Genomic DNA, 23,412 nt, shown 5'->3' with positions numbered 1-23,412 from the left:
GATACTGATGTGCTGCGCGCTGGCGGCAGCGCAATCGCGTGCGCCGTCGGTGGTATTTCTCAATCCCGGTTTTTCCGACGAACCGTTCTGGGTCGACTACTCCCGCTACATGCAGGACGCCGCAGACGATCTCGGTATCGAGCTGACGGTGCTCTATGGCGAGCGTGACCTGACGCGTATGTTGAGCAATGCCCGGCAGGTTCTGGAAGGCGAACATCCCGATTACCTGATCTTCACCAACGAGCAGTTCCAGGGGCCGGTGTTGCTGCGTTTGTTCGAAGGCACTCAGGTTGGTCTTTTCGCCCTGCACAGCACGCTCACCGAGGAGCAGCAGGCCCTGATCGGAGGCAGCCGCGAACGGCATCGCAATTGGCTGGGCAGCCTGGTACCCAATGACGAAGAGGCCGGCTACCTGATGGGCCGCGAGCTGATCGCGCTCAGCAGCGGCAAACCGGCCGACTTGCTGGCGTTCGCCGGAGTCAAGCAAACACCTTCTTCAGTATTACGCCTGGCCGGCCTGCAACGCGCGCTGAACGAGGCGCCGCACGTGCGCCTGGTGCAGGCGGTGCATGGTGAATGGCTGGAACAGCGCGCCTATGAGCAGGCCGTTAGTCTGTTGCCACGCTACCCGGAGGTCAGCCTGGTCTGGTCCGCCAACGACGCCATGGCGTTCGGTGTCATGCAGGCGGCTGCCGAACAGAATCGAAAGTTGCACTATTCCGCCGTGAACAACTCGGCCCGTGTGCTGCAAGCGCGAATGGACGGGCAGATCGAGGTCCTGGTGAGCGGGCATTTTCTCCTGGGGGCTTGCGCGATGGTGATGCTTGGTGATCACGCACGCGGCCTGGACTTCATCGAGCGAGGCGGCAAGGACCAGATTGCGCGATTGTTGCGTACGGTCGATGGCCGGCAATCGCAGCAGTTGCTCATGCGTCTTGGCCAGGCGGATCTGGAAATGGACTTCCGCCAGTTCAGCGCTGCCTCGCAGCCACAACCGCAAGGCTACGACTGTTCGATCGCATCGCTGCTGGACTGATTCAGCCGGTCGCCAGGTGCAGGATCAGTTTCACCGCGCCCAGCAGCACGACCACGAACAGGGCAGTGAACAGTACCCCGAGCAGAATGAAGTGAGTGGGCTTGCCGCGGCTGAAGTCGCGACTGCGGTTCTTGCCGCTTTGCACCCCCAGCGCCGCTGCCAGCACGCTCTGTAGCATCTCGCGCAGCGTCAGAGGGGCCTGGGGGTCTTTGTCCTGATCAGTCATGGTCGGTCTCTCCTTCAGTCCTGCAAGCATAGTCCGCAACCGGCGAGGCGGCACGAGGGGCTAGGCCGGCTTCGGCGAATCAGGCAATCTGCCCGTGCCTGACCAACGATGCTTGCCATGCCTGACGACCTTTTTGCCGACGATGCCGCGCAGACCGAGCGCACCCGCGAAACCATCTTGCGCTACCACCTGAGCTGGAAGCATCGCGACCTCGAAGCGGTGCTGGCGCTGTATCACCCCGATATCGAATACAACGATTTCTATCAGCAACGTTGCATGCGCCTGGCTGAGTTGCGCGAGTACGTCGAAGCCAACCTGCCGCGCCGCCCAGGCGAGTTGCTGGAGCACGTCGATCGTATTCGCATCGATGGCCATACCGCCTTCATCCAGTACCGCACCAGCCTGCAGGGCGGGGAAGGGCTGGTGTCGTTTCGCACCGGCGAGGCCATCACCGTGCGTGACGGGCTGATCTGGCGTATCAACGAGTACGCCACCCTGGTGCACGAGATTCGTGGCGCTGGCGCAACCGCTACTTCACGCCCGGCGATCAGTCGCCTGGGGTTGTCGACGCGTCAGCTCGGGCAACTGGCGCAGGATCTTCAGGATTATTTCCAGCGCAGCCAGCCTTTTCTCGACCCGGAGCTAGACCTGCAGCAAGTCGCGACCGCCACTGGCTACAGCCGCAACCAGATTTCCCACCTGCTCAACCAGGTGCTTGGCGAAAGCTTCTATCGCTACGTCAACCGCGCGCGGTTGCAGTACCTGCTCGACGCCCTGCAGGCCGGCAGTGACCTGAAACGCATCGACGAGCTGGCCTTTGCCTCGGGTTTCAATTCCTTGTCGGCGTTCTATAGCTGCTTCAAGCGCCACACCGGGTTGTCGCCGAAATCCTATCTCAAGGAAATTTCCTCGCGGGCACGCACGCAAGACAGCGCCTGATCGCCACTACTAGCCTTGCGTCATCAAACGATGACGGAGGCGTGGATGAACTGGCGCAACATCAGCTTGTGGATGGATCAGCTCGATGATCCACTGCAGGCGCGGCCTGGCCTGCAGCACGATATTCAGGCGGACGTGACCATCATCGGCGCCGGCTATACCGGCTTGTGGACGGCCTATTACCTCAAGCGCCAGGCGCCGCAGCTGCGGGTGGTGATCGTGGAGGCCGAGACCGCCGGCTTCGGTGCTTCCGGTCGCAATGGTGGCTGGCTGATGGGCAACCTGCTAGGCGAAGACCGGTTGCTGGCCGGCTTGCCGGCGACCTTCCGCAAGGCCTCGTTCGAACTGCTGCACGCCATTCCCGATGAAGTGGCTGAGGTCGTCGCCCGTGAGGGGATCGACTGCGACCTGCGCAAGGGTGGGGTGTTGTATTGCGCAGCGCGTTATCCGGAGCAGGAGTTGCGGCTACGGGACTATCTCAAGGAACTGCGTGCACTGGGCCTGAGCGAGGACGACTACCGCTGGCTGCCGCCGAGCGAACTGGCTACGCAGCTGCGCCTGGCCAATGCCTACGGTGCGCTGTACAGCCCGCATTGCGCGACCATTCAGCCCGCCAAACTGGTCCGGGGCCTGGCGCGTTGCGTCGAAGACATGGGCGTCGAGCTCTACGAGCGCAGCCCGGTGATCGACTGGCAGCCAGGCCAGGTACGCACGGCACAGGCTCGTGTCACGGCTGACTGGGTGGTGCCGGCCATCGAGGGTTACGCGGCCACCTTGTCGCCGCTGGGTAATCATCAGTTGCCGGTGCAGAGTCTGATCGTGGCCACCGAGCCACTACCGGGGGACGTCTGGGCCGGTATCGGCCTGGAGCGCGGGCAGGCGTTCAGCGAATTCAGCCGCCAAGTGACCTATGGCCAGCGCAGCCTCGATGATCGTCTGATCTTCGGCGCACGCGGCGGTTATCGCTTTGGTGGACGTCTGCGCAGCGATTTCAACCTCACCGAAGAAGAACTGGGCCTGCGCCGCTATTTGATGGGGGAAATCTTCCCGCAACTACGCAACGTGCGCTTCAGCCACTCCTGGGGCGGCAATCTGGGCATGGCGCGGCGCTTCCAGCCGCACATGCTGCGTGACTCACGCAACCGCATCGCGTTGTCTGGCGGCTACGGCGGCGAGGGTGTAGGTGCCAGCAACCTGGGCGGACGCACCCTGGCTGACCTGATTCTGGGGCGCGACAGCGAACTGCTACGCCAGCCCTGGGTGCTGAGTGACAGCCCGATTTCCCGTTTGCCTCGCTGGGAGCCCGAGCCCTGCCGCTGGCTCGGTTACAACGCGATCATCCGCAGTTTCGTTCACGAGGACGAAGTCCTCGCCAACCCGCGCAGCCCAGCCTGGCGGCGGCGTCTGGCGCAGGCGGTGGCTGCGCGTATGGAAAGCCTGATGGGCTGAGCGAATGCCAGCCGTCTCTTTTATCTGGAGTCCCCATGAACATTACCCATTTTCGTGACACCCCCAACGTCGTCCTGGATACGTCCAATCCTGTCGCCGTTCCGCTGGGCGAGCCGGTGGCGGTCGCCTCGACCACCAGTGTCGAGCGCAGTGACGGCGTCGAGACCGGTGTCTGGGAGTGCACCCCAGGACGTTGGCGCCGGCAGATCGTGCAGCAGGAGTTCTGTCACTTCGTGGCTGGGTGCTGCACCTTCACGCCTGACGGTGGCGAGCCTATCGAGATCCGCGCGGGCGACGCGCTGATGATGCCGGCCAATACGGTCGGCATCTGGGACATACAAGAAACGGTGCGCAAGACCTATGTGCTGATCTTCTGACCAGCACCTTTTCAGTGACTGCCTAGAACAACAAGACCATCGACGAGGTATTCCATGCTGAAGAAACTCCTGCCGTGCCTGATCCTGGCCGGCACCGCCCATGCCGCTGACAGCGTGCGCATCTACAACTGGACCGACTACATCGCCCCGGACACCCTCAAGCAGTTTGAAAAGAGCAGCGGCCTGGGCACCCATTACGACGTCTATGACAGCAACGAGACCCTGGACGCCAAGCTCATGGCCGGGCGCTCCGGCTACGACGTGGTGTTCCCTTCCAACCACTTCATGGCCCGGCAGATTCAGGGTGGTGCGCTGAAGAAGCTCGATCGCAGCAAGCTACCGAACTGGAACAACCTCAACCCAGTGCTTATGAAGGCGCTGGAGGTGAACGACCCGGGCAACGAGCATGGCTTCCCTTATCTCTGGGGCAGTACCGGGATTGGCTACAACGTCGACAAGGTGCGCGCGGTGCTGGGTAACGACGTGAAGATGGACAGCTGGGACGTACTGTTCGACCCAGCCAAGCTGGCCAAGCTCAATGAGTGTGGCGTCGCGATCCTCGACAATGGCCCGGAAATGCTGCCGATTGCCCTGCATCATCTGGGGCTGCCGCACCACAGCAAGAACCCCGAGGACTACAAGCGCGCCGAAGCGCTGCTGATGGAGATGCGCAAGAACGTGCGCTACTTCCACTCCTCCAAATACGTTGGCGATCTGGCCAATGGCGAGATCTGCATGGCGGTCGGCTTCTCCGGCGACATCATGCAGGCTGGCGCGCGTGCTGCCGAGGCCGGCAATGGTGTGAAGATTCAGTACGAGATCCCGAAAGAGGGCGCGCCGATCTGGTTCGACATGGTGGCCATGCCGACCGATGCCGGCAACGAGGAGGGGGCCTACGCCTTCATGAACTACCTGCTGCAGCCAGAGGTGATGGCGGGTATCAGTAACCATGTGAACTACGCCAACGGCAACCTGAAGGCCGACAGCCTGGTCGATCCTGCGCTCAAGGCAGATCCGACCGTCTATCCGCCTGACGCGGTGATGGACAAGCTGTACACGCTGGAGGCCATGCCGCTGAAGATCGACCGGGTGCGCACGCGCATCTGGAGCAAGGTCAAGAGCGGCGTCTGATCGCTACGATTAAAAAGCCCCGGCATGCCGGGGCTTTTTCTTGTGCGTGGATCTGCGGCGCTTGGCTCAAACCTTGAAACGGCCCAGCAGGCGATCCTGTTGGCCGACTTGCTCCACCATCGAGGCGCACTGGCGAACCTGCTGTTCGGCGCCGCCGGCCAGTTCATGGCTGATGTCGCGGATGTTGGTGGTGTTGCGGTTGATCTCCTCAGTGGTGGCGCTCTGTTCTTCAGCCGCGGTGGCGATCTGCAGGTTCATGTCGTTGATGCGGGTGATGGCCTCACGAATACGGCCAAGCATGTCGTTGGCCGCGCTGGCCTCTTCGGCGGTCCTGCTCGCCGTATCGCGGCTTTGCTGCATGCGGTTTTCCGCCTGGCGTACGCCGCCCTGCAACTGGTCGATCATCTGGCGGATTTCCTGCGTGGCCTGCTGGGTGCGCGAAGCCAGCGAGCGGACCTCGTCGGCTACCACGGCGAAGCCCCGGCCGGATTCGCCTGCGCGAGCGGCTTCGATGGCTGCGTTCAGTGCCAGCAGGTTGGTCTGCTCGGCGATGCTGGTGATGACCTGCAGGATCGACTCGATGTTGTGGCTGAGCTTGGCCAGTTCGTTGATCGCATGACTGGTGCCGTCCATCTCGTCCGCCAGGTGACGAATCGCCGAACTCGATTGCGACACCACACGCACGCCGTTCTCGGTTTCCTCGTTGGCGGCGACAGCAGCCTGGGCCGCGGCCTGGGCATTACGCGCCACTTCCTCGGCGGTGGAGGCCATTTCCTGCATGGCAGTGGCCAGTTGATCAACCTCCTGCAACTGCTCTTGCAGGCGGCGGGCGGCCTGTTCCGATTCGTTCGAGGTAAGCGCAGTGCTTTCGCGGACATGGTGCGAGCTGCTCATCACGTCGCCGATCAGTGTCTGCAATGTCTGCAGGAAACGGTTGAACTCCTGCGAAAGCTCGCCCACCTCGTCGTTGCTGCTGATCGCCAGGCGACGGGTCAGGTCGCCTTCGCCGCTGTTGATTTCGCGCAACGAGCTGCTGAGCAGGCCCAACGGCTTGAGCAGGCTGTTCATCAGCAAGCCCAGCACCACCAGGCTGATGGCGACGCCGACCACGGTGCCGACAACCGCCAGCCAGGTCAGGCGATTGGTCTCGGCCATCACCACGCTCTCGTCCAGCACCACGCCGATGTACCAGTCCATGCCGCGAAGATTGGGCAGCGGGGTGAAGGAAATCAGCAGGGTCTTGCCGTCGGCCTCGACCTCGCGCAGCTCCTTGCCCAGGGCCGGGCTCTGGCCGCCGAAGAGTTCGCTGTAGGATTTGCCGTTATAGTCGGAGTTTGGGTGGGAGATGATGTTGCCTGAGCGGCTGAGCAGAAAGGCGTAACCGGCGCCATTGAAGTCCAGGGTATTGACCGCATCAGCTACCGATTGCAGGCGGATGTCGCCGCCGAACACACCGAGGAACCGGCCTGCATCGCTGATCTTGGCGACTGCCGAGATCAGGATTTCGCCGGTAGTGGAGTCGACATAGGGTTCGGTCAGCACCGCCCGGTCAGCGCCCTTGCCCAGGTCGTACCATGGGCGCTTGCGACCGTCATAGTCCGCCGCTGGGTTCCAGTCGGCACTGTTCTTGAGGGTTTGGCCGGTTGCCTCCAGTGCGCCGAAGACGAGGATGAATTCATCCTTGAGCAGCGGGAGATCGAAGACGCGCTGGGTTTCTTCCGGGCCGTAATGGCTGTCGATGGTTTGCGACATGGTGTCCATGAGCCGCAGTTTGGCGTTCAGCCAGTTTTCGATCTGTCGAGCGAGGGCATTGCTTGACTCGGAGATGCTGGATTCGATCTGGCTGCGCAGGGTATCGCGCACTTGGGTAACCTGCAGCAGCGATAGCAGGCTGGTGGTGAGAAAAAGCACGGTAGCGGCGGCTAAACCGACCTGGTGGGCGATTTTCATGGATGGCTCCTGGGTGCAAGGCAACGGGGGGCTGCATCCATGCAATGCGATTCTTTACAAACCTAGTACAGTGCTGGCGTTTTGCCGGCTGGACGCGTGATCTCTGAGCTTCTTATCGGTCTGTAGCGGCCGTTCTTGAGGCTCAGCGGCGATTTCTGTGGAGACGACTCGTGTTGATCACGTCCACCGCCCGCGCCCGCAACTGTCCGCAGCCACCGTCCACGTCCTGGCCGGCGGAATTACGCACCTTGGTCAGCACGCCGCGGCTATGCAGGTAGCGCACCATCTCGACGATGCGCTCACCCTCGGGGCGTCGGTATTCGTCGGCTTCCAGGCTGTTGTAGGGGATCAGGTTGAGCACGGCGAACTTGCCCTTGAACAGGCGCAGGATGTTGTCCATTTCCTGCTGGCTGTCGTTGATGCCTTTTAGCAGTGTCCACTGGTACTGGATCGGGTAGTCGATGGCACGGGCATAGGCTTCGCCCAGTTCCATCAGTTGCTCCGGATCGATGCGCGGCGCTCTGGGCAGCAGGCGCTGGCGCAGCTCGGCGTCGGTGGTGTGCAGCGACAGGGCCAGGGCGGGGCGTACGCGCTGCCTGGGCAGGCGTTCGAAGACACGGGGATCGCCAACCGTGGAGAAGACCAGGTTGCGGTGGCCAATGCCGCCCTCGGTGCCGAGCAGGTCGATGGCCTCCAGCACGTTGTCGAGGTTATGGGCGGGCTCGCCCATGCCCATGAATACCACTTTCTTCACTGCGCGGCGGCGACGACCCAACACCACCTGGGCGACCATCTCGGCACTGCTGAGCTGGCGCAGCAGGCCACTCTTGCCGGTCATGCAAAAGGTGCAACCCACGGCGCAACCGACCTGGCTGGAAATGCACAAGCCGTCACGTGGCAACAGCACGCTTTCGACCATCTGCCGGTCGGCCAGCTCCACCAGCAAGCGCGATGAACCATCCGCGCCCGGGTGTTCGGTGCTGACCCGGGCCAGTTGCTCGAGACTGGCAGAAATGGCTGGCAATCCCTCACGTACCGTAAGCGGCAGAAAATTCTCGGTCTTCTGGTGCTTGGTGCCAGTATCCAGCGCCTTGCCTTGTAGCCAGGCGCGGGTGATGCGCCCAATATGCTGGGGTTTGGCGCCGAGGGCGGCGAGGCGATGGTTGAGTTCGGAGAGCTGCATGGGGCGCGCATGCTACCACCGCGACGCGCCCATGCGTAGGCCGTTTCAGCGCGCCGCGAGGAACTGACCAAAACCGCGCTCGCGGCCCAGCTCAGGGACGATGCGCTCGTCGTCCACGGCCAGTTTCCCATTGATCAGCACATGGCTGACGCAGCCTGGATTGCGGCAGACCATGCGCTGAATGCCGAAGCCCTGCATCTCGTCCCAGTTTTCCCGCTCCAGGTTCTGCTGTAGCCCGGCCGGGTCGATCAGCACCAGGTCGGCGCGGTCTCCCAGGCGAATGTAACCCGCCTCGATGCCGAGCCAGTCTGCCTGCTCGCCGGTCAGGCGGTGTACGGCCCGTTCCAGGCTCATCACAGGCTGGCCTTCGTCGTGACTCTCCTTGACCAGCTTGAGGAAACGCAGCGGCAGGTTGTAGAAGGCCATGTTGCGAATATGCGCGCCGGCGTCGGAGAAGGTGATCAGCGTGTGCGGGCTGCGCACCATCTGCCGCAGCTTTTCCTGGCGATGGTTGCCGATCACGGTGAACCAGCGCAGCTGGCGGCCGTACTGCACCACCATGTCGAGGAACAGGTCGACCACGTGCAGGCCGCGCTCGCGCGCCACCTCGGCGAAATTCTTGCCGACCAGGGATGAGTCCGGACAGCCGAGAATCACCGCATCGCCGAAATCACGCTGCCAGACCCGCGGCGATAACTTGTCGGCGTAGTACTTGCGGAAGGTGCGGCGGTACTGCTCGTTCTGCAGCAGCATGTTGCGCTCGATGTGATCCTTGACGTCCAGCGCCATCTCGCCGGCACCGAACTCCTCGAACAGCACGATATCCATGCCGTCGGCGTAGATGGCGAACGGTGTGGGCAAGAGTTGCCAGCGGAAGTCGCCACCCAGGCGGTTGGTCAGCCAGGCGGAAAGGCGGGCGAGCAGTGCCAGGCTGCGGTTACCCTTGAGGTCGAGCAGGGAGATCAAAGTGGTCTTCAACGGCTTGCGCAGCACACCGATGGCTTCGCTGATGTACTGGGTGATCTGCAAGGGGTTGGCAGCATTGGGCGCCCCCTGATGTACGCGTCCGCGCTGGCGCAGCAGACGATTGAGGCGGCGCACTTCACGCCAGCGTGCATAGGTGCTGGGCAGGCTTTTCGACCATTCACGGTCGCCGTCGATCTTGTCCCACTTCAGGCACATGGTGGACAGGCCGAGAAAACCGCAATCCAACGCCTCGCCGAGCAGCGCTTCCATGCGCTGCAGTTCGGTCTCTGTCGGCACTACCTGGCGGTCGGTGGCGCGGTGCAGGCCCATGACCGCTACGCGCAAGTCACTGTGTCCAAGAAAGCTGACCAGATTCGGCCCCAGCGGATGTCGGTCGACGAATTCGCGCCATTGCCGTGGGCCGTTCCAGCGTTTGCGTTCCCGCAGGATCGGCAGGACCTTCTCGCGCGGCACCGTTTCCACGCGGGTGAAGATGTCGGAGGCGTCCTCGGCCTCGCTGCACACCATGCTCAGTGAGCAACTGCCCACCAGCACCGTGGTTACGCCATGGCGTACCGACTCGGAAAGGCTGGGGGCGACCATCAGTTCGGCATCGTAGTGGGTATGGGTATCGAGGAAACCAGGCGTGATCCACTTGCCCCGGGCATCGATGACCCGCTCGGCCAGACTGGCGTCGAGCGGTTCGACGCTGACCAGGGCGATGCGACCGTTCTTGATCGCCAGGCTGCGGGTAGCGGAAGGAGCGGGGCTACCGTCGAAGTAACGGCCGCTCTGGATGATCAGATCGAACTGGGGCATGACGGAGGCCTCGGATCTTGTTGTTGTGATGCCAGACTAGGCGCCTGCGCAGTGCAAAACTTGTCATGACGCGACAGTGTTGGCATCTTCGAGCGATCTGCCTGGAGGGGCGCCATGTCCGTTCGCTATGAAGTGCGCAGTGCAGCCCTGACCGGGCTGGATGCCGAGGTGGCGAGCCTGGGTGGCGATCTGCGCATGCTGCTTGCGCGCGTGGGCATGAGGCCCGATGCGCTTGACGATGGCGAAGGCCTGATTCGCATCGAACAACTGATCCACCTTCTGAGCGAAGCGGCCGCGCAATTGCAGTGCCCCGACCTGGGGCTGCGCGTGGCCGGCCATCAGGGGCTGGAGATGCTCGGCTTGCTGGGGCGCCTGCTGGTGCGAGAGGCGAACCTGCAGGCTGCCTTCAGCGCGGCGCAACGCTACCTGGCTCTGCACAACAAGGCCGAGCATTGGCAATTGCTGGCGCTGGAAGGGCGTATCCAGGTGCGGCGTATCGAGCACTTCTTTGCTCTGGAGGGCGCGCAGCAGTACCGGGAGATGGCGATCGCCGCCTATGCCCGTCTGGTACGTGCTGTGGGCGGCGCAGACCTGCGTCCGCTGCGTGTGGAATTCAGCCACAGTCCGGTGGCGCCGCGAGCCCGCTATCGCCAGCATCTGGGTTGTGAGGTGCTGTTCGATCAGGAATACGACTGCCTGGTGTACGACGCCAGTATCTTGCAGCGTCCGGTGTCGGCGATGGCCATGGATGATGCGCAGCGTCTCGAGGTGTTGTTGCGTGAGCGCCTGGCCGGTCTGCAGGACGATTTGGAGTTGCAGGTGCGCAGCCTGATCGTACAGACCCTCGGCATGCGCCAGCACTCGCTCGGGCATATCGCCGAGCTGCTTGGCCTGCATCCACGCACCCTGCAGCGGCGCCTGCGGGGTGAGGGCCTGTGCTTCAAGCAACTGGTGCATCAGGTGAAGATGGATACTGCCGGTTGGCAGGTGCGGGCATCGAACATGCCGCTGACGCTACTGGCCGATGTACTCGGCTATGCTGACCAGGCTGCTTTCAGTAAGGCCTTTCGCGAGCATTTCGGCCAGTCGCCATCGAGCTGGCGCAAGGCTCATCGCTAAAGGCAATCGCTAGAAGGGCGGCGTGGCCGACGCTCGCGGCGCAGCGGGAACCACCTCGAAACGCAGCACGCCAATCATCTGTCCAGCTTCGGTAACGACTCGCACCTGCCAGCGCCCCTCGGGCGAAGCGGGGAAATTGAGTTTGTGCGTCCAGGCGCGATAGCCTTCCTTGCGCCCACCGCTGATGTCCAGGGCGATGCGATCGACTTCCTGACCGTTGTGCTGCCAGACGTGATAGATGCGCTCGTTGAGGCCGCGTGGAGCATTGATCGAGGTATAGGCGTAGAGCCCATCATCGTGCAATTGCTGTGGCGTTATTTGCTCCAGGCTTGCACCCGGGGTGCGCTGTTCACCATCGAAACGGTCGCTGATCGCCACTTCGGTCAGCCAAAGTGTGGCCGGCGGCACCCACACCCGTGCCATCCAGCCGGCACTTGCCATCGCCAGCGGCAAGGCAGCCAACAGCAGGATGCGTCGCCAGCCGGCGAAACCGATCAGCCCGGGAAGGCTCGGTAGTGCCAGCAGCGTGGCGACCGCCAGGGCGATGCGATAACTCTGTGGCGTACTGAGGTGGAAGATGATTGGCAGCGCCGTGAGCATCACCGCGAACAGCGTCAGACTGTGAAAGATCAGTAGCAGCCAGCGCCGAGGCGCCAGCCAGCGGTAGTAGACCGGATCGGTGATCGAGGCCAGTGCAGCGAGCGCGAGCAGGCCGCTGAACAGCAATTGCCCACTGTTCCAGGTGGTGGTGATGAAGAAGAACGGCAGAACGAAGAACAGACTCTCCTGATGGATCATCTGCGTGCCGTAGCGCAGCAACGGCAGCGGCAACTCGAAGCCGAAGCGCTGGGCAATACGCTCGCGAAGCAGATTTTCCAGAATGAGCCAGACCCAGCTGACTACCAGCACTACGCCCAGAACCTTGGCCAGATGCGCCTGGCGGTCGACCAGCAGAAAGCTGGCCACGCCCGAGCAGAAGCCGAACAGCGCGACCAGGCCGGGATAGCGCTTGAGCACGGCAATCAGAATGGGAATACGGTCGAGCAGGACTTTCATGGAAGCAGCGCGTTTCTGTGATGGGGGCGCATGCTAGGTAGCGCGTGCTCCGGGCGCAAGCGAGTCGTCAGCTGTGCTGGCGATGCCGCGCTGCTTGCGGCACTATTGCGCCCCCGTTTCACCACCGAGTCCGAATACGATGAAATTCATCCATCAACGCGAGCATCTGGAAGAGGGCGATCTGGTGGTCATCCAGTGTTCGCAACCCTGCAATATCCGTCTGATGAACGATGCCAACTTTCGCGCCTTCAGGAACCGTGGGCGGCACAGTTACCACGGCGGCGCCTTCATCAAGTTCCCGGCGAAGATCCGCGTGCCCTCCAGCGGCTTCTGGAACATCACCCTGGATACCGTCAGCCGCCGAGCAGTGAGCATGACGCGCAAGCCGCAGATGGAATACAGCATCAAGATCGTTCGTCGCCCTGGCGCCTGACCGCCGCTGCTGCGGATTGAGAAAAAAGCTAAACGCTGGCGGCCGCTTCGCGGTCACAACTCCTGAATCCCGAAAAAGGAGAGTCAGCATGCTCAAGTTTCTAGGTGGCACCGTCGGTATCATTTTCATCATCGGCCTGATCGTGGTGATCGGGTTGCTGAAACTGATCTTCTAGCCATTCCAGCCCCGCTGCGTGCAGCGGGGCTGATTGCATCAGAGTCGTTTACGCTGGTTGCCCTGGTGTTGTTCGCAGGTCATGAAGCCTTTGCTGTCTACACGTCCGTTGACGTCGAAGTCCACGTAATAGGGTTGTTCGAGGCCGTCGACGTTCATCACGTAGTTGTTGCAGGTGCCGCCGGTGACGCTGTTGCGTACTTCCGAAGAGGGTGGGCCGCCGAGGGTGCGTACCTCTTCCTTGGTCATGCCGTGATCGACCTGCTTGACCAGAGGCTCGTTGCGAAAGGTCACGTAGTCGACCGGGTTCTCGATGGTCGAGCAACCGGTCATCACGGCCGCTACGGCCAGTACTGCAAGGCTGTGCTTGTACATGTCATCGCTCCGTCGAATGAGCCGAATTGGCTCGACAGTCGTTGGAGCTGAATTCACGTAATAGAGTTCGCGTTTTTCGATGATCGGCGCGAATCGCCCCTTGTATACGCTTTTGAATGAAAGAGCCCGCTTTCGCGGGCTCGTTTGCATCAGTCGTCGTAACCGAGGTTCGGTGCCAGCCAGCGCTCGCTGACGGCGATGTCCTGACCCTTGCGCGCGGTGTAGCTTTCGATCTGATCCTTGTCGACCTTGCCCACGGCGAAGTACTGCGCTTCGGGGTGGGCGAAATACCAGCCGGAGACCGCTGCTGCCGGGAACATGGCGTAGTGCTCGGTGAGGAACACGCCGCTGCGGCCGGCCTTGTTGTAGTCGGCCTCGGGGTCGAGCAGCTTGAACAGCGTGCCTTTCTCGGTGTGATCCGGGCAGGCCGGGTAGCCGGGGGCAGGGCGGATGCCCTTGTACTGCTCGCGGATCAGCGCCTCGTTGTCCAGTTGCTCGTCCTTGGCATAACCCCAGTACTCTTTGCGCACGCGCTCGTGCAGCCATTCGGCGCAGGCTTCAGCGAGGCGGTCGGCCAGGGCCTTGACCATGATCGAGTTGTAGTCGTCGCCCTTGGCCTCGTAGGCCTTGGCCACTTCCTCGGCGCCTATGCCGGCGGTGGTGATGAAACCGCCGACATAGTCGGTCACGCCGCTGTCTTTCGGTGCGACGAAGTCGGCCAGGGACAGATTCGGCTTGCCGTCCGGCTTGATGGTCTGCTGACGCAGGTGGTGCAGGGTGGCGAGCTGCTCGCCGTTGTCGCCGTACACCTCGATGTCGTCATCACGCACCTGATTGGCCGGCCAGAAGCCGAATACGGCGCGGGCCTTGATCAGCTTCTCGTCGATCAGCTTGCGCAGCATCGCCTGGGCGTCGTTGAACAGGCTGGTAGCCGCTTCGCCGACGATCTCGTCGGTGAGGATGCGCGGGTACTTGCCGGCCAGATCCCAGGAGATGAAGAAGGGCGTCCAGTCGATATATTCGGCCAGCACGTTGAGGTCGATATCGTCGAGCACCTTGGCGCCGGTGAAGCTCGGTTTGGGCGCGACATAGCCGTTCCAGTCGAAGGCCGGCTTGTTGGCGATGGCGTTGTCGTAGCTCAGGCGTTCGGTGCGTGTCGCACGGGCGGCGGTACGTTCGCGTACCACCACGTATTCGTCGCGGGTCTTCTGCACGAAGTCGGCTTTCAGTTCCTTGGACAGCAGCTGGGTGGCCACGCCCACGGCGCGCGAGGCGTCGGTGACGTAGACCACGGCATCGTTGCTGTACTGCGGGTCGATCTTCACCGCCGTGTGTGCTTTGGAGGTGGTGGCGCCGCCGATCATCAGCGGCAGCTTGAAGCCCTGGCGCTGCATTTCCTTGGCGACGTGGACCATCTCATCCAGCGACGGGGTTATCAGGCCGGACAGGCCGATGATGTCGCATTTTTCGGCGATGGCGGTCTGCAGGATCTTCTCCGCCGGCACCATCACGCCTAGGTCGACGATGTCGTAGCCGTTACAGCCCAGCACCACGCCGACGATGTTCTTGCCGATGTCGTGCACGTCGCCCTTGACCGTAGCCATGAGGATCTTGCCCTTGGCTTCGGGCTTGTCGCCTTTCTCGGCTTCGATGAAGGGGATCAGGTGCGCTACGGCCTGCTTCATCACCCGGGCGGACTTGACCACCTGAGGCAGGAACATCTTGCCCGAGCCGAACAGGTCGCCGACCACGTTCATGCCGGCCATCAGTGGGCCTTCGATCACCTCGATGGGGCGTGCACACTGCTGGCGGCATTCCTCGGTGTCCTCGACGATGAACGCGGTGATGCCCTTGACCAGTGCGTGCTCCAGGCGCTTGTCGACCGGCAGCGAGCGCCACTCTTCGTTCTCGACTTCCTTGGCGGCGCCGTCGCCCTTGTACTTGTCGGCGATGGCCAGCAGGGCCTCAGTGGCGCCGTCGTTGCGGTTGAGCACCACATCCTCGACCGCGTCGCGCAGCTCCTTGGGAATCTCGTCGTAGATCTCCAGCTGGCCGGCGTTGACGATGCCCATGGAGAGGCCATTCTGGATGGCGTAGTAGAGGAACACCGAGTGAATCGCTTCGCGCACCGGGTTGTTGCCACGGAAGGAGAACGACACGTTGGACACACCGCCGCTCGACAGGGCATAGGGCAGGTTGTCGCGAATGAAGGCGCAGGCTTCTATGAAGTCCACGGCGTAGTTGTTGTGTTCCTCGATGCCGGTGGCGACGGCGAAGATATTCGGGTCGAAGATGATGTCTTCCGGTGGGAAGCCCACTTCGTTGACCAGGATGTCATAGCTGCGCTGGCAGATTTCCTTCTTGCGCGCTGCAGTGTCGGCCTGGCCGACCTCGTCGAAGGCCATCACCACCACGGCGGCGCCGTAGCGCTTGCACAGCTTGGCGTGGTGCTTGAACTGCTCGACACCTTCCTTCATGGAAATCGAGTTGACGATGCCCTTGCCCTGGATGCATTTGAGGCCCGCCTCGATCACTTCCCACTTGGAGGAGTCGATCATGATCGGCACGCGGGAAATGTCCGGCTCGCCGGCGATCAGGTTGAGGAACCTGACCATGGCCGCCTTGGAGTCGAGCATCCCTTCGTCCATGTTGATGTCGATCACCTGGGCGCCGGCTTCCACCTGCTGCAGGGCGACTTCCAGCGCTTCGGTGTAGTTCTCCTCGCGGATCAGGCGGGCGAACTTGGCCGAGCCGGTGATGTTGGTGCGCTCGCCGACGTTCACGAACAGCGACTGGCGGTCGATGGTAAACGGCTCCAGGCCTGACAGGCGGCAGGCCTTGGGAATATCCGGAATTGGGCGCGGCGCGTATTTGGCGACCGCCTCGGCGATGGCCTGGATGTGGCCCGGCGTGGTGCCGCAGCAGCCGCCGATGATGTTGAGGAAACCCGAGGCGGCGAACTCTTCGACCACAGCAGCCATCTGCGCCGGGGTTTCGTCGTATTCACCGAAGGCGTTGGGCAAGCCCGCGTTGGGGTGCGCGGAGACGTGGGTGCCGGCCTTGTTCGACAGCTCTTCCAGGTACGGGCGCAGGTCGGCGGCGCCGAGGGCGCAGTTCAGGCCCACGGAAATTGGTTTGGCATGGGCCACCGAGTTCCAGAAGGCTTCGGTGGTCTGGCCGGACAGGGTGCGGCCGGAGGCGTCGGTGATGGTGCCGGAGATCATGATCGGCAGTTCGACGCCGTCTTCCTCGAACACCTGTTGCACGGCGAAGATCGCCGCCTTGGCGTTCAGCGTATCGAAGATGGTCTCGATGAGGATCAGGTCGGCGCCGCCCTCGATCAGGCCACGGGTGGCCTCGGTGTAGTTCTCCACCAGTTCGTCGAAGGTGACGTTACGGTAGCCGGGGTCGTTGACGTCCGGTGAGATCGAGCAGGTGCGACTGGTCGGGCCGAGGACTCCGGCGACGAAACGCGGGCGGTCCGGGGTTTCCAGGGTCTTGGCATCGGCCACTTTACGGGCCACGCGGGCGCCGGCGACGTTCAGCTCGTAGACCAGCTCCTCCATGTCGTAGTCGGCCTGCGACACACGGGTGGCGTTGAAGGTGTTGGTTTCCAGGATGTCGGCGCCGGCATCCAGATACGCCTTCTCGATGGCAGCGATGATCTGCGGCTGGGTCAGCAGCAGCAGGTCGTTGTTGCCCTTCACGTCGCTCGGCCAGTCGGCGAAGCGTTCGCCGCGGTAGTCGGCTTCTTCGAGCTTGTAGCTCTGGATCATGGTGCCCATGCCGCCGTCGAGGATCAGAATGCGTTCCTTGAGGGCTTGCTGAAGTGCTTGGAGGCGGGCGCTGCGATCTGACATGAGAACTACCTGAGCAAAGCGGGAACAAAGGTGCGCGATGATAGCAAAGCTGCAGGGTTCTGGAGCGGGTGGACGGTTTCCATGAATTTCATTCATGTTGCTAAAGGCGCCGTCTCGTTAGAATTGCCAGCATCGCAACCAAGGACGTGGTCATGTTCAAGCCCGCTGCATTGTTGTTCCTATCCTTCGCAGCTGGCCTGGCCCGCGCCGAAGCAATTTCCTACATAGATGACGTCCAGCCCATCCTTACCCACAAGTGCGTGGCGTGCCATACCTGCTATGACGCGCCGTGCCAGCTCAATCTCGGTGGTGGCGAGGGCATCCTGCGTGGCGCCAGCAAGCAACTGGTTTACGACGGTACACGTACCAAGGCACAAGCCACCACGCGCCTGTACCTGGATGCGCAAGGCGAGGCGGCCTGGCGTAAACGCGACTTTCACTCGGTGCTCGATGGCGAGAGCGGCCAGGCTGCCCTGATCAAGCGCATGCTCGAGCTTGGGCGCAGCCAGCCGCTGGAACCCAATGCCAAGCTGCCCGACAACCTGGATATCGCCATCACTCGCAGCAATAGCTGCCCAACACCGGTCGAGTTCGCCGCCTATGCGCAGAAGAATCCTCACGGCGGTATGCCGTTCGCCGTGACCGGCTTGAGCGATGACGAATACGCCACTCTGGAGCAGTGGCTGGCGCAGGGTTCGCCGGTCGCCGAGCAGGCGCTCAAGCCCAGCGCGGTCGAATTGCGCCAAGTCGAGCAGTGGGAACGTTTCCTCAACGCTCCCGGTGCGCGACAGGACCTGGTATCACGCTGGCTTTATGAGCACCTGTTCCTGGCGCATCTGCACTTCGAGGGGGGGGAGCCTGGGCACTTTTTCCAGATGGTGCGCTCGCGCACCCCGAGCGGCAAACCCATTGACCCCATCGCCACGCGCCGACCGAATGATGATCCGGGGTCCGAGTTCTACTACCGCCTGTGGCCGATCCAGGGCGTGATCGTGCACAAGACGCACATCACCTATCCGCTGGGCGAGGACAAGCTGGCACGGGTCAAGGAGCTGTTCTTCGGTGAAGAATGGGTGCTCGATGCGGTGCCGGGTTATGGCGCGCAACGCCGTGCCAACCCGTTCGAAACCTTCGCCGCGATTCCGGCGCAGGCTCGTTATCAATTCATGCTCGATAACGCCGAATACTTCGTGCGTACCTTTATCCGTGGCCCGGTGTGCCGCGGGCAGATCGCCACTGACGTGATTCGCGACAACTTCTGGGCGTTGTTCCAGGCACCGGAACACGACCTCTACATCACCAATGCCGAGTATCAACGCGAGGCCACGCCACTGCTGGCGATGCCCGGCCAGTTCGACGACATTGGCGATCTGCTGGGCCTATGGCGCAACTATCGCGACAAGCGCAACGACTACGAGAACCTGCGCAGGGATGCCTACGCCGATGCACCACCTGCTGATTGGGCTCATATCTGGAGTGGCAACGACAATGCGTTGCTGTCGATCTTCCGCCAGCACGACAGCGCATCGGTGCGCAAAGGCCTGCTCGGTGAGGTTCCACAAACCATCTGGTGGCTGGATTACCCGCTGCTGGAGCGCACCTACTACCAATTGGTGGTCAACTTCGACGTGTTCGGCAATGTCTCGCATCAGGCGCAAACACGCCTGTATTTCGACCTGATCCGTAACGGCGCCGAGGTGAACTTCCTGCGCCTGTTGCCGGCCCGTTCGCGCGAGACCTACCTGGACGACTGGTATCAGAACAGCGGCAAGCTGAAGATGTTGCTGGATTACACTTCGGTCGATCACCGCTCGCCGAGCGCCCTTGGCCTGACGGGCAAGGATCCTAAGAAGCAGTTCGCCGAACAGTTGCTGCAGCGCTATGCCACGCTCAATGCGCGGCCTGATCCGATCAACCGCTGCCTGGGGGCGCACTGTTATCGCGACGCTCTGCCCAAGGAACTGCAGCATGCCGAGCAGTCACTGTCGCGCCTGGCCAGTCGTCCGGCAGGGGGCTTGCGGGTGATCGACCAATTGCCGGAGGCGACCATGCTGCGGGTGGAGCTGAGCGATGGTTCGCGCGAGATCTACAGCCTGCTGCGCAACCGTGCGCACAGCAACGTGGCCTTCATGCTGGGTGAGGAGCTGCGTTATCAGCCTCGCCTCGACACCCTGACCATCTATCCGGAAGTTCTGAGCAGCTATCCGAACTTCATGTTCAACGTGAAGGCCGGTGAGGTGGACACCTTCGTCAAGCAGATGGAGGGCGTCAGTGACGCCAAGTCCTTCGAGTCCATCGTCGAGCGCTGGGGCGTGCGCCGCAGTCATCCCGAGTTCTGGCGCTATTTCCATGATCTGGCCGAGCGTATCCGTGAAACCCAGCCGCTGGAAGCGGGAGTGCTGGACATGAACCGCTACCAGAATCTGTAGTGGAGCGCTGAAAGCAGTGCGCGGCTGGCACTGATGTCTGCCGCGCTGCATGCAGCCCGTCGTTCGCCGTTTCTTCCGCCGACCTTTCTCCCGCCGTTGCGGTCGGACCCTGTGGTTGCCTGAACAAGGCAGCCCGGTGTCGAGTTCAGCGAAAGGGGGAATGGCGGTTTCATGCTGGTTTCAGTGCAGGCTTTACGGGCATTGGCGGCCTGGGTTGTAGTCTTTCATCACGTCATGCAGATTTTCTTCAATTTTCAGGCGGACAGCTTCGTCGGTCGGCTGTTCGCCGAAAGAGGTGCGGTTGGCGTCGACATCTTCTTCGTCATCAGCGGGTTGGTGATCTATCTGTCCACCCAGGGCAAGACGGTCACGCCCTGGCGCTTCATGCTCAATCGTGTGCTGCGCATTGTCCCTGCTTACTGGCTCTACTCGTTGATCGCGGCCTTGATCATCGCCTTTGCCAATCCGGTGATGCCCGTGCAGGAGTTCGATCTGCATCATCTCCTGCTCTCGCTGTTCTTCATCCCTGCGGAGAATCCCGCGGGCTTCGGTCTTTACCCGACGCTCAACGTCGGTTGGACGCTGAATTACGAGATGTTCTTCTATCTGCTGTTCGCAATGGCTTTCATGGTCACCGAGCGTCTGCGTCTGCTGTTCATCGTCCTCGCCCTGACGGCGTTCAGCCTGCTGGCAACCCAGCCGTGGATGAGCGATTTCTACCGCAACAGCATCGTCTACGAATTCATCTTCGGCATGCTTCTGGGCGTTCTCTACAAACGGGGCTGGATTCGCCACGGCCTGTGGCTGCCACTATTGGTCATCACGGCTTCGCTGCTGACCATTTATCACTTCGATAACTCCATGCGCCTGCTGCATTGGGGATTGCCAAGCGCATTGATAGTCGCTGCCTGTATCGCCATGGAGCCCTGGTTCAAGGGCAATCGGCTGCTGAGCCATCTAGGCGACTCTTCCTACTCGGTCTACCTGCTGCACGTGATCGTTCTCTCCCTTGGCTGGTATCTACAGGCCCGTCTCGATCTCTCGCCTGCGGTCGTCATCGCTGCCTGCGTGCCGGTAATCGCCCTGGCTGCCTGGGGCAGTTATGAGCTGATCGAAAAGCGTTTCGTCGCTCACGCCAAAGTCTGGGTCGGGCAGCGAGCAGACCGTGGAGGGCTGCAGTCGCTATCCTGAGTAAATTAGTAGGTCTATGTTCAGATCGTCACTTGGCGTACAATCCGCCACATGACCGTGAGGAGTTGCCATGAGTGCCATCACCATTACCCAAGCTGCCGAAGACTACCTGGCCGAGCTGCTGAGCAAGCAGGACACCCCGGGTATCGGCATCCGCGTTTTCATCACCCAACCAGGTACGCCTTATGCAGAAACCTGCATCGCGTACTGCAAGCCGGGTGAACAGAAGCCTGAAGACACCGCCGTTGGCCTGGCCAGTTTCACTGCCTGGATCGATGGTATCAGCGAGCCTTTCCTGGAAGATGCTGTCGTCGACTATGCGACCGACCGCATGGGTGGTCAGCTGACCATCAAGGCGCCGAACGCCAAGGTGCCGATGGTCAATGAGGACAGCCCCCTCAACGAACGCATCAACTACTACCTGCAGACCGAGATCAACCCCGGCCTTGCCAGCCATGGCGGTCAGGTGAGCCTGGTCGACGTGGTCGACGAAGGGATCGCCGTGCTGCAGTTCGGTGGTGGTTGCCAGGGTTGTGGTCAGGCCGACTACACCCTGAAGGAAGGTATCGAGAAAACCCTCCTCGAGCGTATCCCCGAACTCAAGGGTGTGCGTGACGTGACCGACCACAGCAATCGTGAAAACGCCTACTACTGATAGGCGCAGCGCACATGCAAAGGGGCGGCCGAGAGGTCGCCCCTTTGCATTTCAGGTTTTGTGTACGCGCTTGCTGGAAGCCGGGAACCGTTCGAGTTTGTCCGCAGGGCGGATCGGTCGCTTCACCAGTTCGCCGCCGCAGTTAGGGCAGCGTAGCGCCAGGACCGACTCGGCGCAGGAGCGGCAGAAGGTGCACTCGAAGGAACAGATCAGTGCGTCGGAACTGGCGGCCGGCAGATCGCAGTCGCAGTTCTCGCAGTTGGGGCGTAGTTCAAGCATGGCTCTAGGCTCTGCGCAGTAGGGGATTGCAGCAGTCTGCAGTTTCTCCTGGCACAAGCGCAACGGGGCAAAGCGTGCTCCCCATAACGAGCCCGGGGCGCACAAGGCGCCCCGGGAAAGACTTACTCCGGCATGCTCCATGGTGCCAGGTCGAAGCCCTGGCTGCGCAGTTCATCACGGGAGTTCTGCAGCGCATCTTCCAGTTGTTGCGGGTCGGTGTAGGTCGAGCTGGACAGTTGACGACCGAGCAGGCGAGTGCTGGTGCGGTCGACGACGCTGATATTGACGATGCCGGTGCCGTCCTGCGGAGCCCAAGCCACGCACTGGAACGGGCGGAAGGCACGATCGGCAATCAGCAAGGCTTCGTTGAAACGCAGCGGTGTGTTCATGGGTTCGGTTTCTCCGAGTGGATCCCAACAATTAATTGCGGCCAGCTTGTTGGCCTTACATTGTTGTTGATGAACTCAGCGAACCCATAAGTCACACATTGCTGAAAAAAGTTTTATTGCTGTGCAAAGTGCCTCAGTAAAAACTTCTGGCGTCTTGCGCGATTACAACTTTCTACTGTGAAAGTTCCGCCTCCGCTTCCTCTAAGGCCGGCTGCAGCTCAGGTACAGCGGGGGCTGGGGCGTTACGTTGATGGCGGTAGGCGCTCACCGCTTCATATACCGATTTGCGCAAACGGTTTATGCCGCCGATAGGACGGTGCTCGGGTAGTGCATGCCAGGGATTGAAGGACAAATTGTCGCAGAAGAGATTTTGTTCGCGGCTGTCGAAGTCCTGCGGCTGCACGGTAATACGCGCGACGCTTTCAAAGGGCGATATCTTTTCGCTCCATTCCACTGTCGGATCTTCGATGGGCATGTAGTACTGCGCGTCCTGTTTTTGCACCTGAAGTTCGAAGCACGCCGGTGCGCGATCCAGAGACAGTTGCTGGTAAAGCGCATTGCGCAGGAAGTTGGGCAAATCGGTGTTCTGTTCCGGCAACTCATAGGGTGGGCAGTTCTGCGGAGCCGGTATCACACGGTACTTGATGTTCAGCTCACCGAGCTTGAACGGAGCGATGGAGTTGTAGGTGGTAGCCACCGGGCTTTCCGGCGCAGGCGCCAGGGTCTTCAGGGCGATGATCAGGTGACGTGCTTCCCAGGTGCGCGGGTCCCAGCTGGGAAAGAAGGCAAGGGCCTTCTTGCCATCGGCCTGGGCGGCGAAGTTGGTACGGTATTCAGCCACGTCGCGCACGAAGAAGGCCGGATGATTGAACATCACGAAATCCTGCTCTGTGGCATGTGCCGGACTTTTCATGAGTTTCTCACCAGGCACTTCGAGCAGCTTGATGGCCATGCCACGGGCATCGCGGGCGCGATCGAATTGCGGATAGGCGTTGCCGTTGGAGAGGCGCATCCAGGCTTGCCAGGTATGCCCCGGTTCACTGAACACACCTTGGCGCAATGACTCGTCCAGCGTATCCAGCACCTGTACCTCGGCCCTGACGCAGCCGTGTGCCTTGGCATGGGCGTCGCGCAACACGCGAGTATTGTCACGGTGCTGCTCGACGATGCGCACCGCATCTTCGATGATCAGCCGGCTCAGTGCGGCTTCATCCGGAGCGATTTCTTCTTGAGTGGAAACCGGGCCGGAGAACTTCCAGGCGTAATAGGCCTCGCCCAATCCCCAGCCAACCAGGCCGAGCAGCGCGACGGTGAGCAGCAGTTTGCCGAGCAGGCGACCGAGCCAGAGCCAGAAGCGTTTCAACATCGTTGCAATC

General features: G+C 61.8%; 21 protein-coding genes. 11 read left to right on the top strand and 10 right to left on the bottom strand.

The window, feature by feature from the left end; genetic code table 11:
* Positions 1 to 7 precede the first annotated feature (7 nt).
* Positions 8 to 1,036, top strand: a complete 1,029-nt coding sequence (locus tag EL191_RS12560; RefSeq protein WP_017360976.1) for an ABC transporter substrate-binding protein — start codon at positions 8 to 10, stop codon at positions 1,034 to 1,036.
* Position 1,037: 1 nt separating this feature from the next.
* Here the strand turns inward: EL191_RS12560 and EL191_RS12555 are convergent, their stop codons facing one another.
* Complete coding sequence (locus EL191_RS12555; RefSeq protein ID WP_013715677.1) at positions 1,038 to 1,262, bottom strand: DUF2970 domain-containing protein; 225 nt, start codon at positions 1,260 to 1,262, stop codon at positions 1,038 to 1,040.
* Between the two features lie 117 nt (positions 1,263 to 1,379).
* Here EL191_RS12555 and EL191_RS12550 point away from each other — a divergent pair, with 117 nt between their 5' ends.
* Genes EL191_RS12550 through EL191_RS12535 form a run of 4 tightly spaced genes read left to right on the top strand, consistent with a single transcriptional unit; the run spans position 1,380 to position 5,158 of the window.
* Positions 1,380 to 2,201, top strand: a complete 822-nt coding sequence (locus EL191_RS12550) for an AraC family transcriptional regulator (protein ID WP_013715676.1) — start codon at positions 1,380 to 1,382, stop codon at positions 2,199 to 2,201.
* Positions 2,202 to 2,246: 45 nt separating this feature from the next.
* A complete protein-coding gene (locus EL191_RS12545; protein WP_041979069.1) occupies positions 2,247 to 3,650 on the top strand; it encodes an NAD(P)/FAD-dependent oxidoreductase in 1,404 nt (467 codons plus the stop codon).
* 35 nt (positions 3,651 to 3,685) lie between these two features.
* Entirely contained in the window at positions 3,686 to 4,027 is a 342-nt protein-coding gene (locus EL191_RS12540; protein WP_013715674.1) for a cupin domain-containing protein, read from the top strand.
* A gap of 54 nt (positions 4,028 to 4,081) precedes the next feature.
* Positions 4,082 to 5,158 (top strand): polyamine ABC transporter substrate-binding protein, encoded by a 1,077-nt coding sequence (locus EL191_RS12535; protein WP_013715673.1) that lies wholly within the window; start codon positions 4,082 to 4,084, stop codon positions 5,156 to 5,158.
* A 66-nt stretch (positions 5,159 to 5,224) separates the two neighbouring features.
* Here EL191_RS12535 and EL191_RS12530 read toward each other — a convergent pair whose 3' ends face one another.
* From EL191_RS12530 to EL191_RS12520, 3 genes are all read right to left on the bottom strand, one after another.
* Positions 5,225 to 7,108 (bottom strand): methyl-accepting chemotaxis protein, encoded by a 1,884-nt coding sequence (locus tag EL191_RS12530; RefSeq protein ID WP_041979072.1) that lies wholly within the window; start codon positions 7,106 to 7,108, stop codon positions 5,225 to 5,227.
* 142 nt (positions 7,109 to 7,250) lie between these two features.
* Complete coding sequence (locus tag EL191_RS12525; protein ID WP_013715671.1) at positions 7,251 to 8,291, bottom strand: RNA methyltransferase; 1,041 nt, start codon at positions 8,289 to 8,291, stop codon at positions 7,251 to 7,253.
* 45 nt (positions 8,292 to 8,336) lie between these two features.
* The gene (locus EL191_RS12520; protein ID WP_017360972.1) at positions 8,337 to 10,076 is read right to left on the bottom strand and encodes an N-acyl-D-amino-acid deacylase family protein; all 1,740 of its coding nucleotides are present in this window, start codon (positions 10,074 to 10,076) and stop codon (positions 8,337 to 8,339) included.
* 114 nt (positions 10,077 to 10,190) lie between these two features.
* Between EL191_RS12520 and EL191_RS12515 the strand changes: the two genes are divergently transcribed.
* The gene (locus tag EL191_RS12515; protein ID WP_041979074.1) at positions 10,191 to 11,195 is read left to right on the top strand and encodes an AraC family transcriptional regulator; all 1,005 of its coding nucleotides are present in this window, start codon (positions 10,191 to 10,193) and stop codon (positions 11,193 to 11,195) included.
* Between the two features lie 9 nt (positions 11,196 to 11,204).
* Here EL191_RS12515 and EL191_RS12510 read toward each other — a convergent pair whose 3' ends face one another.
* On the bottom strand, positions 11,205 to 12,251 hold the full coding sequence (locus EL191_RS12510) for a DUF5924 family protein (RefSeq protein ID WP_013715668.1): 1,047 nt from the start codon (positions 12,249 to 12,251) through the stop codon (positions 11,205 to 11,207).
* Positions 12,252 to 12,390: 139 nt separating this feature from the next.
* Here EL191_RS12510 and EL191_RS12505 point away from each other — a divergent pair, with 139 nt between their 5' ends.
* Together EL191_RS12505 and EL191_RS24755 are read left to right on the top strand one after the other, a co-directional pair.
* Positions 12,391 to 12,684: a DUF1883 domain-containing protein gene (locus EL191_RS12505; protein ID WP_013715667.1), complete on the top strand. Its 294-nt coding sequence runs from the start codon at positions 12,391 to 12,393 to the stop codon at positions 12,682 to 12,684.
* 88 nt (positions 12,685 to 12,772) lie between these two features.
* On the top strand, positions 12,773 to 12,859 hold the full coding sequence (locus EL191_RS24755; RefSeq protein ID WP_115291545.1) for a small membrane protein YohP: 87 nt from the start codon (positions 12,773 to 12,775) through the stop codon (positions 12,857 to 12,859).
* 38 nt (positions 12,860 to 12,897) lie between these two features.
* Here the strand turns inward: EL191_RS24755 and osmE are convergent, their stop codons facing one another.
* Together osmE and metH are read right to left on the bottom strand one after the other, a co-directional pair.
* Entirely contained in the window at positions 12,898 to 13,233 is a 336-nt protein-coding gene (osmE, locus tag EL191_RS12495) for an osmotically-inducible lipoprotein OsmE (RefSeq protein ID WP_013715666.1), read from the bottom strand.
* Positions 13,234 to 13,382: 149 nt separating this feature from the next.
* Positions 13,383 to 17,093, bottom strand: a complete 3,711-nt coding sequence (gene metH, locus EL191_RS12490) for a methionine synthase (protein WP_041979076.1) — start codon at positions 17,091 to 17,093, stop codon at positions 13,383 to 13,385.
* A gap of 152 nt (positions 17,094 to 17,245) precedes the next feature.
* Here metH and EL191_RS12485 point away from each other — a divergent pair, with 152 nt between their 5' ends.
* The 3 genes from EL191_RS12485 to nfuA all read left to right on the top strand — a co-directional run bounded on the left by EL191_RS12485 (position 17,246) and on the right by nfuA (position 21,368).
* Positions 17,246 to 19,522, top strand: coding sequence for a fatty acid cis/trans isomerase (locus tag EL191_RS12485; RefSeq protein WP_041979078.1), 2,277 nt, complete (start codon positions 17,246 to 17,248; stop codon positions 19,520 to 19,522).
* Positions 19,523 to 19,693: 171 nt separating this feature from the next.
* Positions 19,694 to 20,713 carry an acyltransferase family protein gene (locus tag EL191_RS12480; RefSeq protein WP_041979081.1) on the top strand — a complete coding sequence of 340 codons (1,020 nt, stop codon included), beginning with the start codon at positions 19,694 to 19,696 and terminating at the stop codon, positions 20,711 to 20,713.
* Between the two features lie 70 nt (positions 20,714 to 20,783).
* Positions 20,784 to 21,368, top strand: a complete 585-nt coding sequence (nfuA, locus tag EL191_RS12475) for a Fe-S biogenesis protein NfuA (protein ID WP_017360966.1) — start codon at positions 20,784 to 20,786, stop codon at positions 21,366 to 21,368.
* Positions 21,369 to 21,419: 51 nt separating this feature from the next.
* Here nfuA and EL191_RS12470 read toward each other — a convergent pair whose 3' ends face one another.
* From EL191_RS12470 to EL191_RS12460, 3 genes are all read right to left on the bottom strand, one after another.
* Positions 21,420 to 21,647 (bottom strand): DUF1272 domain-containing protein, encoded by a 228-nt coding sequence (locus EL191_RS12470; RefSeq protein WP_013715661.1) that lies wholly within the window; start codon positions 21,645 to 21,647, stop codon positions 21,420 to 21,422.
* A gap of 122 nt (positions 21,648 to 21,769) precedes the next feature.
* Positions 21,770 to 22,036 (bottom strand): hypothetical protein, encoded by a 267-nt coding sequence (locus tag EL191_RS12465; RefSeq protein ID WP_017360965.1) that lies wholly within the window; start codon positions 22,034 to 22,036, stop codon positions 21,770 to 21,772.
* A gap of 172 nt (positions 22,037 to 22,208) precedes the next feature.
* Entirely contained in the window at positions 22,209 to 23,402 is a 1,194-nt protein-coding gene (locus tag EL191_RS12460; RefSeq protein WP_017360964.1) for a catalase family protein, read from the bottom strand.
* Positions 23,403 to 23,412 lie beyond the last annotated feature (10 nt).

The sequence above is a fragment of the Pseudomonas mendocina genome (assembly GCF_900636545.1).
GTDB lineage: Bacteria > Pseudomonadota > Gammaproteobacteria > Pseudomonadales > Pseudomonadaceae > Aquipseudomonas > Aquipseudomonas mendocina.
This window is presented reverse-complemented; position numbering and strand designations above follow the sequence as displayed.

Bases quoted from the DNA above. Each gene is read 5' to 3' on its own strand.
- EL191_RS12560 (WP_017360976.1), top strand. From the start codon at position 8: ATGTGCTGCGCGCTGGCGGCAGCGCAATCGCGTGCGCCGTCGGTGGTA.
- EL191_RS12555 (WP_013715677.1), bottom strand. From the start codon at position 1,262: ATGACTGATCAGGACAAAGACCCCCAGGCCCCTCTGACGCTGCGCGAG.
- EL191_RS12550 (WP_013715676.1), top strand. From the start codon at position 1,380: ATGCCTGACGACCTTTTTGCCGACGATGCCGCGCAGACCGAGCGCACC.
- EL191_RS12545 (WP_041979069.1), top strand. From the start codon at position 2,247: ATGAACTGGCGCAACATCAGCTTGTGGATGGATCAGCTCGATGATCCA.
- EL191_RS12540 (WP_013715674.1), top strand. From the start codon at position 3,686: ATGAACATTACCCATTTTCGTGACACCCCCAACGTCGTCCTGGATACG.
- EL191_RS12535 (WP_013715673.1), top strand. From the start codon at position 4,082: ATGCTGAAGAAACTCCTGCCGTGCCTGATCCTGGCCGGCACCGCCCAT.
- EL191_RS12530 (WP_041979072.1), bottom strand. From the start codon at position 7,108: ATGAAAATCGCCCACCAGGTCGGTTTAGCCGCCGCTACCGTGCTTTTT.
- EL191_RS12525 (WP_013715671.1), bottom strand. From the start codon at position 8,291: ATGCAGCTCTCCGAACTCAACCATCGCCTCGCCGCCCTCGGCGCCAAA.
- EL191_RS12520 (WP_017360972.1), bottom strand. From the start codon at position 10,076: ATGCCCCAGTTCGATCTGATCATCCAGAGCGGCCGTTACTTCGACGGT.
- EL191_RS12515 (WP_041979074.1), top strand. From the start codon at position 10,191: ATGTCCGTTCGCTATGAAGTGCGCAGTGCAGCCCTGACCGGGCTGGAT.
- EL191_RS12510 (WP_013715668.1), bottom strand. From the start codon at position 12,251: ATGAAAGTCCTGCTCGACCGTATTCCCATTCTGATTGCCGTGCTCAAG.
- EL191_RS12505 (WP_013715667.1), top strand. From the start codon at position 12,391: ATGAAATTCATCCATCAACGCGAGCATCTGGAAGAGGGCGATCTGGTG.
- EL191_RS24755 (WP_115291545.1), top strand. From the start codon at position 12,773: ATGCTCAAGTTTCTAGGTGGCACCGTCGGTATCATTTTCATCATCGGC.
- osmE (WP_013715666.1), bottom strand. From the start codon at position 13,233: ATGTACAAGCACAGCCTTGCAGTACTGGCCGTAGCGGCCGTGATGACC.
- metH (WP_041979076.1), bottom strand. From the start codon at position 17,093: ATGTCAGATCGCAGCGCCCGCCTCCAAGCACTTCAGCAAGCCCTCAAG.
- EL191_RS12485 (WP_041979078.1), top strand. From the start codon at position 17,246: ATGTTCAAGCCCGCTGCATTGTTGTTCCTATCCTTCGCAGCTGGCCTG.
- EL191_RS12480 (WP_041979081.1), top strand. From the start codon at position 19,694: ATGCTGGTTTCAGTGCAGGCTTTACGGGCATTGGCGGCCTGGGTTGTA.
- nfuA (WP_017360966.1), top strand. From the start codon at position 20,784: ATGAGTGCCATCACCATTACCCAAGCTGCCGAAGACTACCTGGCCGAG.
- EL191_RS12470 (WP_013715661.1), bottom strand. From the start codon at position 21,647: ATGCTTGAACTACGCCCCAACTGCGAGAACTGCGACTGCGATCTGCCG.
- EL191_RS12465 (WP_017360965.1), bottom strand. From the start codon at position 22,036: ATGAACACACCGCTGCGTTTCAACGAAGCCTTGCTGATTGCCGATCGT.
- EL191_RS12460 (WP_017360964.1), bottom strand. From the start codon at position 23,402: ATGTTGAAACGCTTCTGGCTCTGGCTCGGTCGCCTGCTCGGCAAACTG.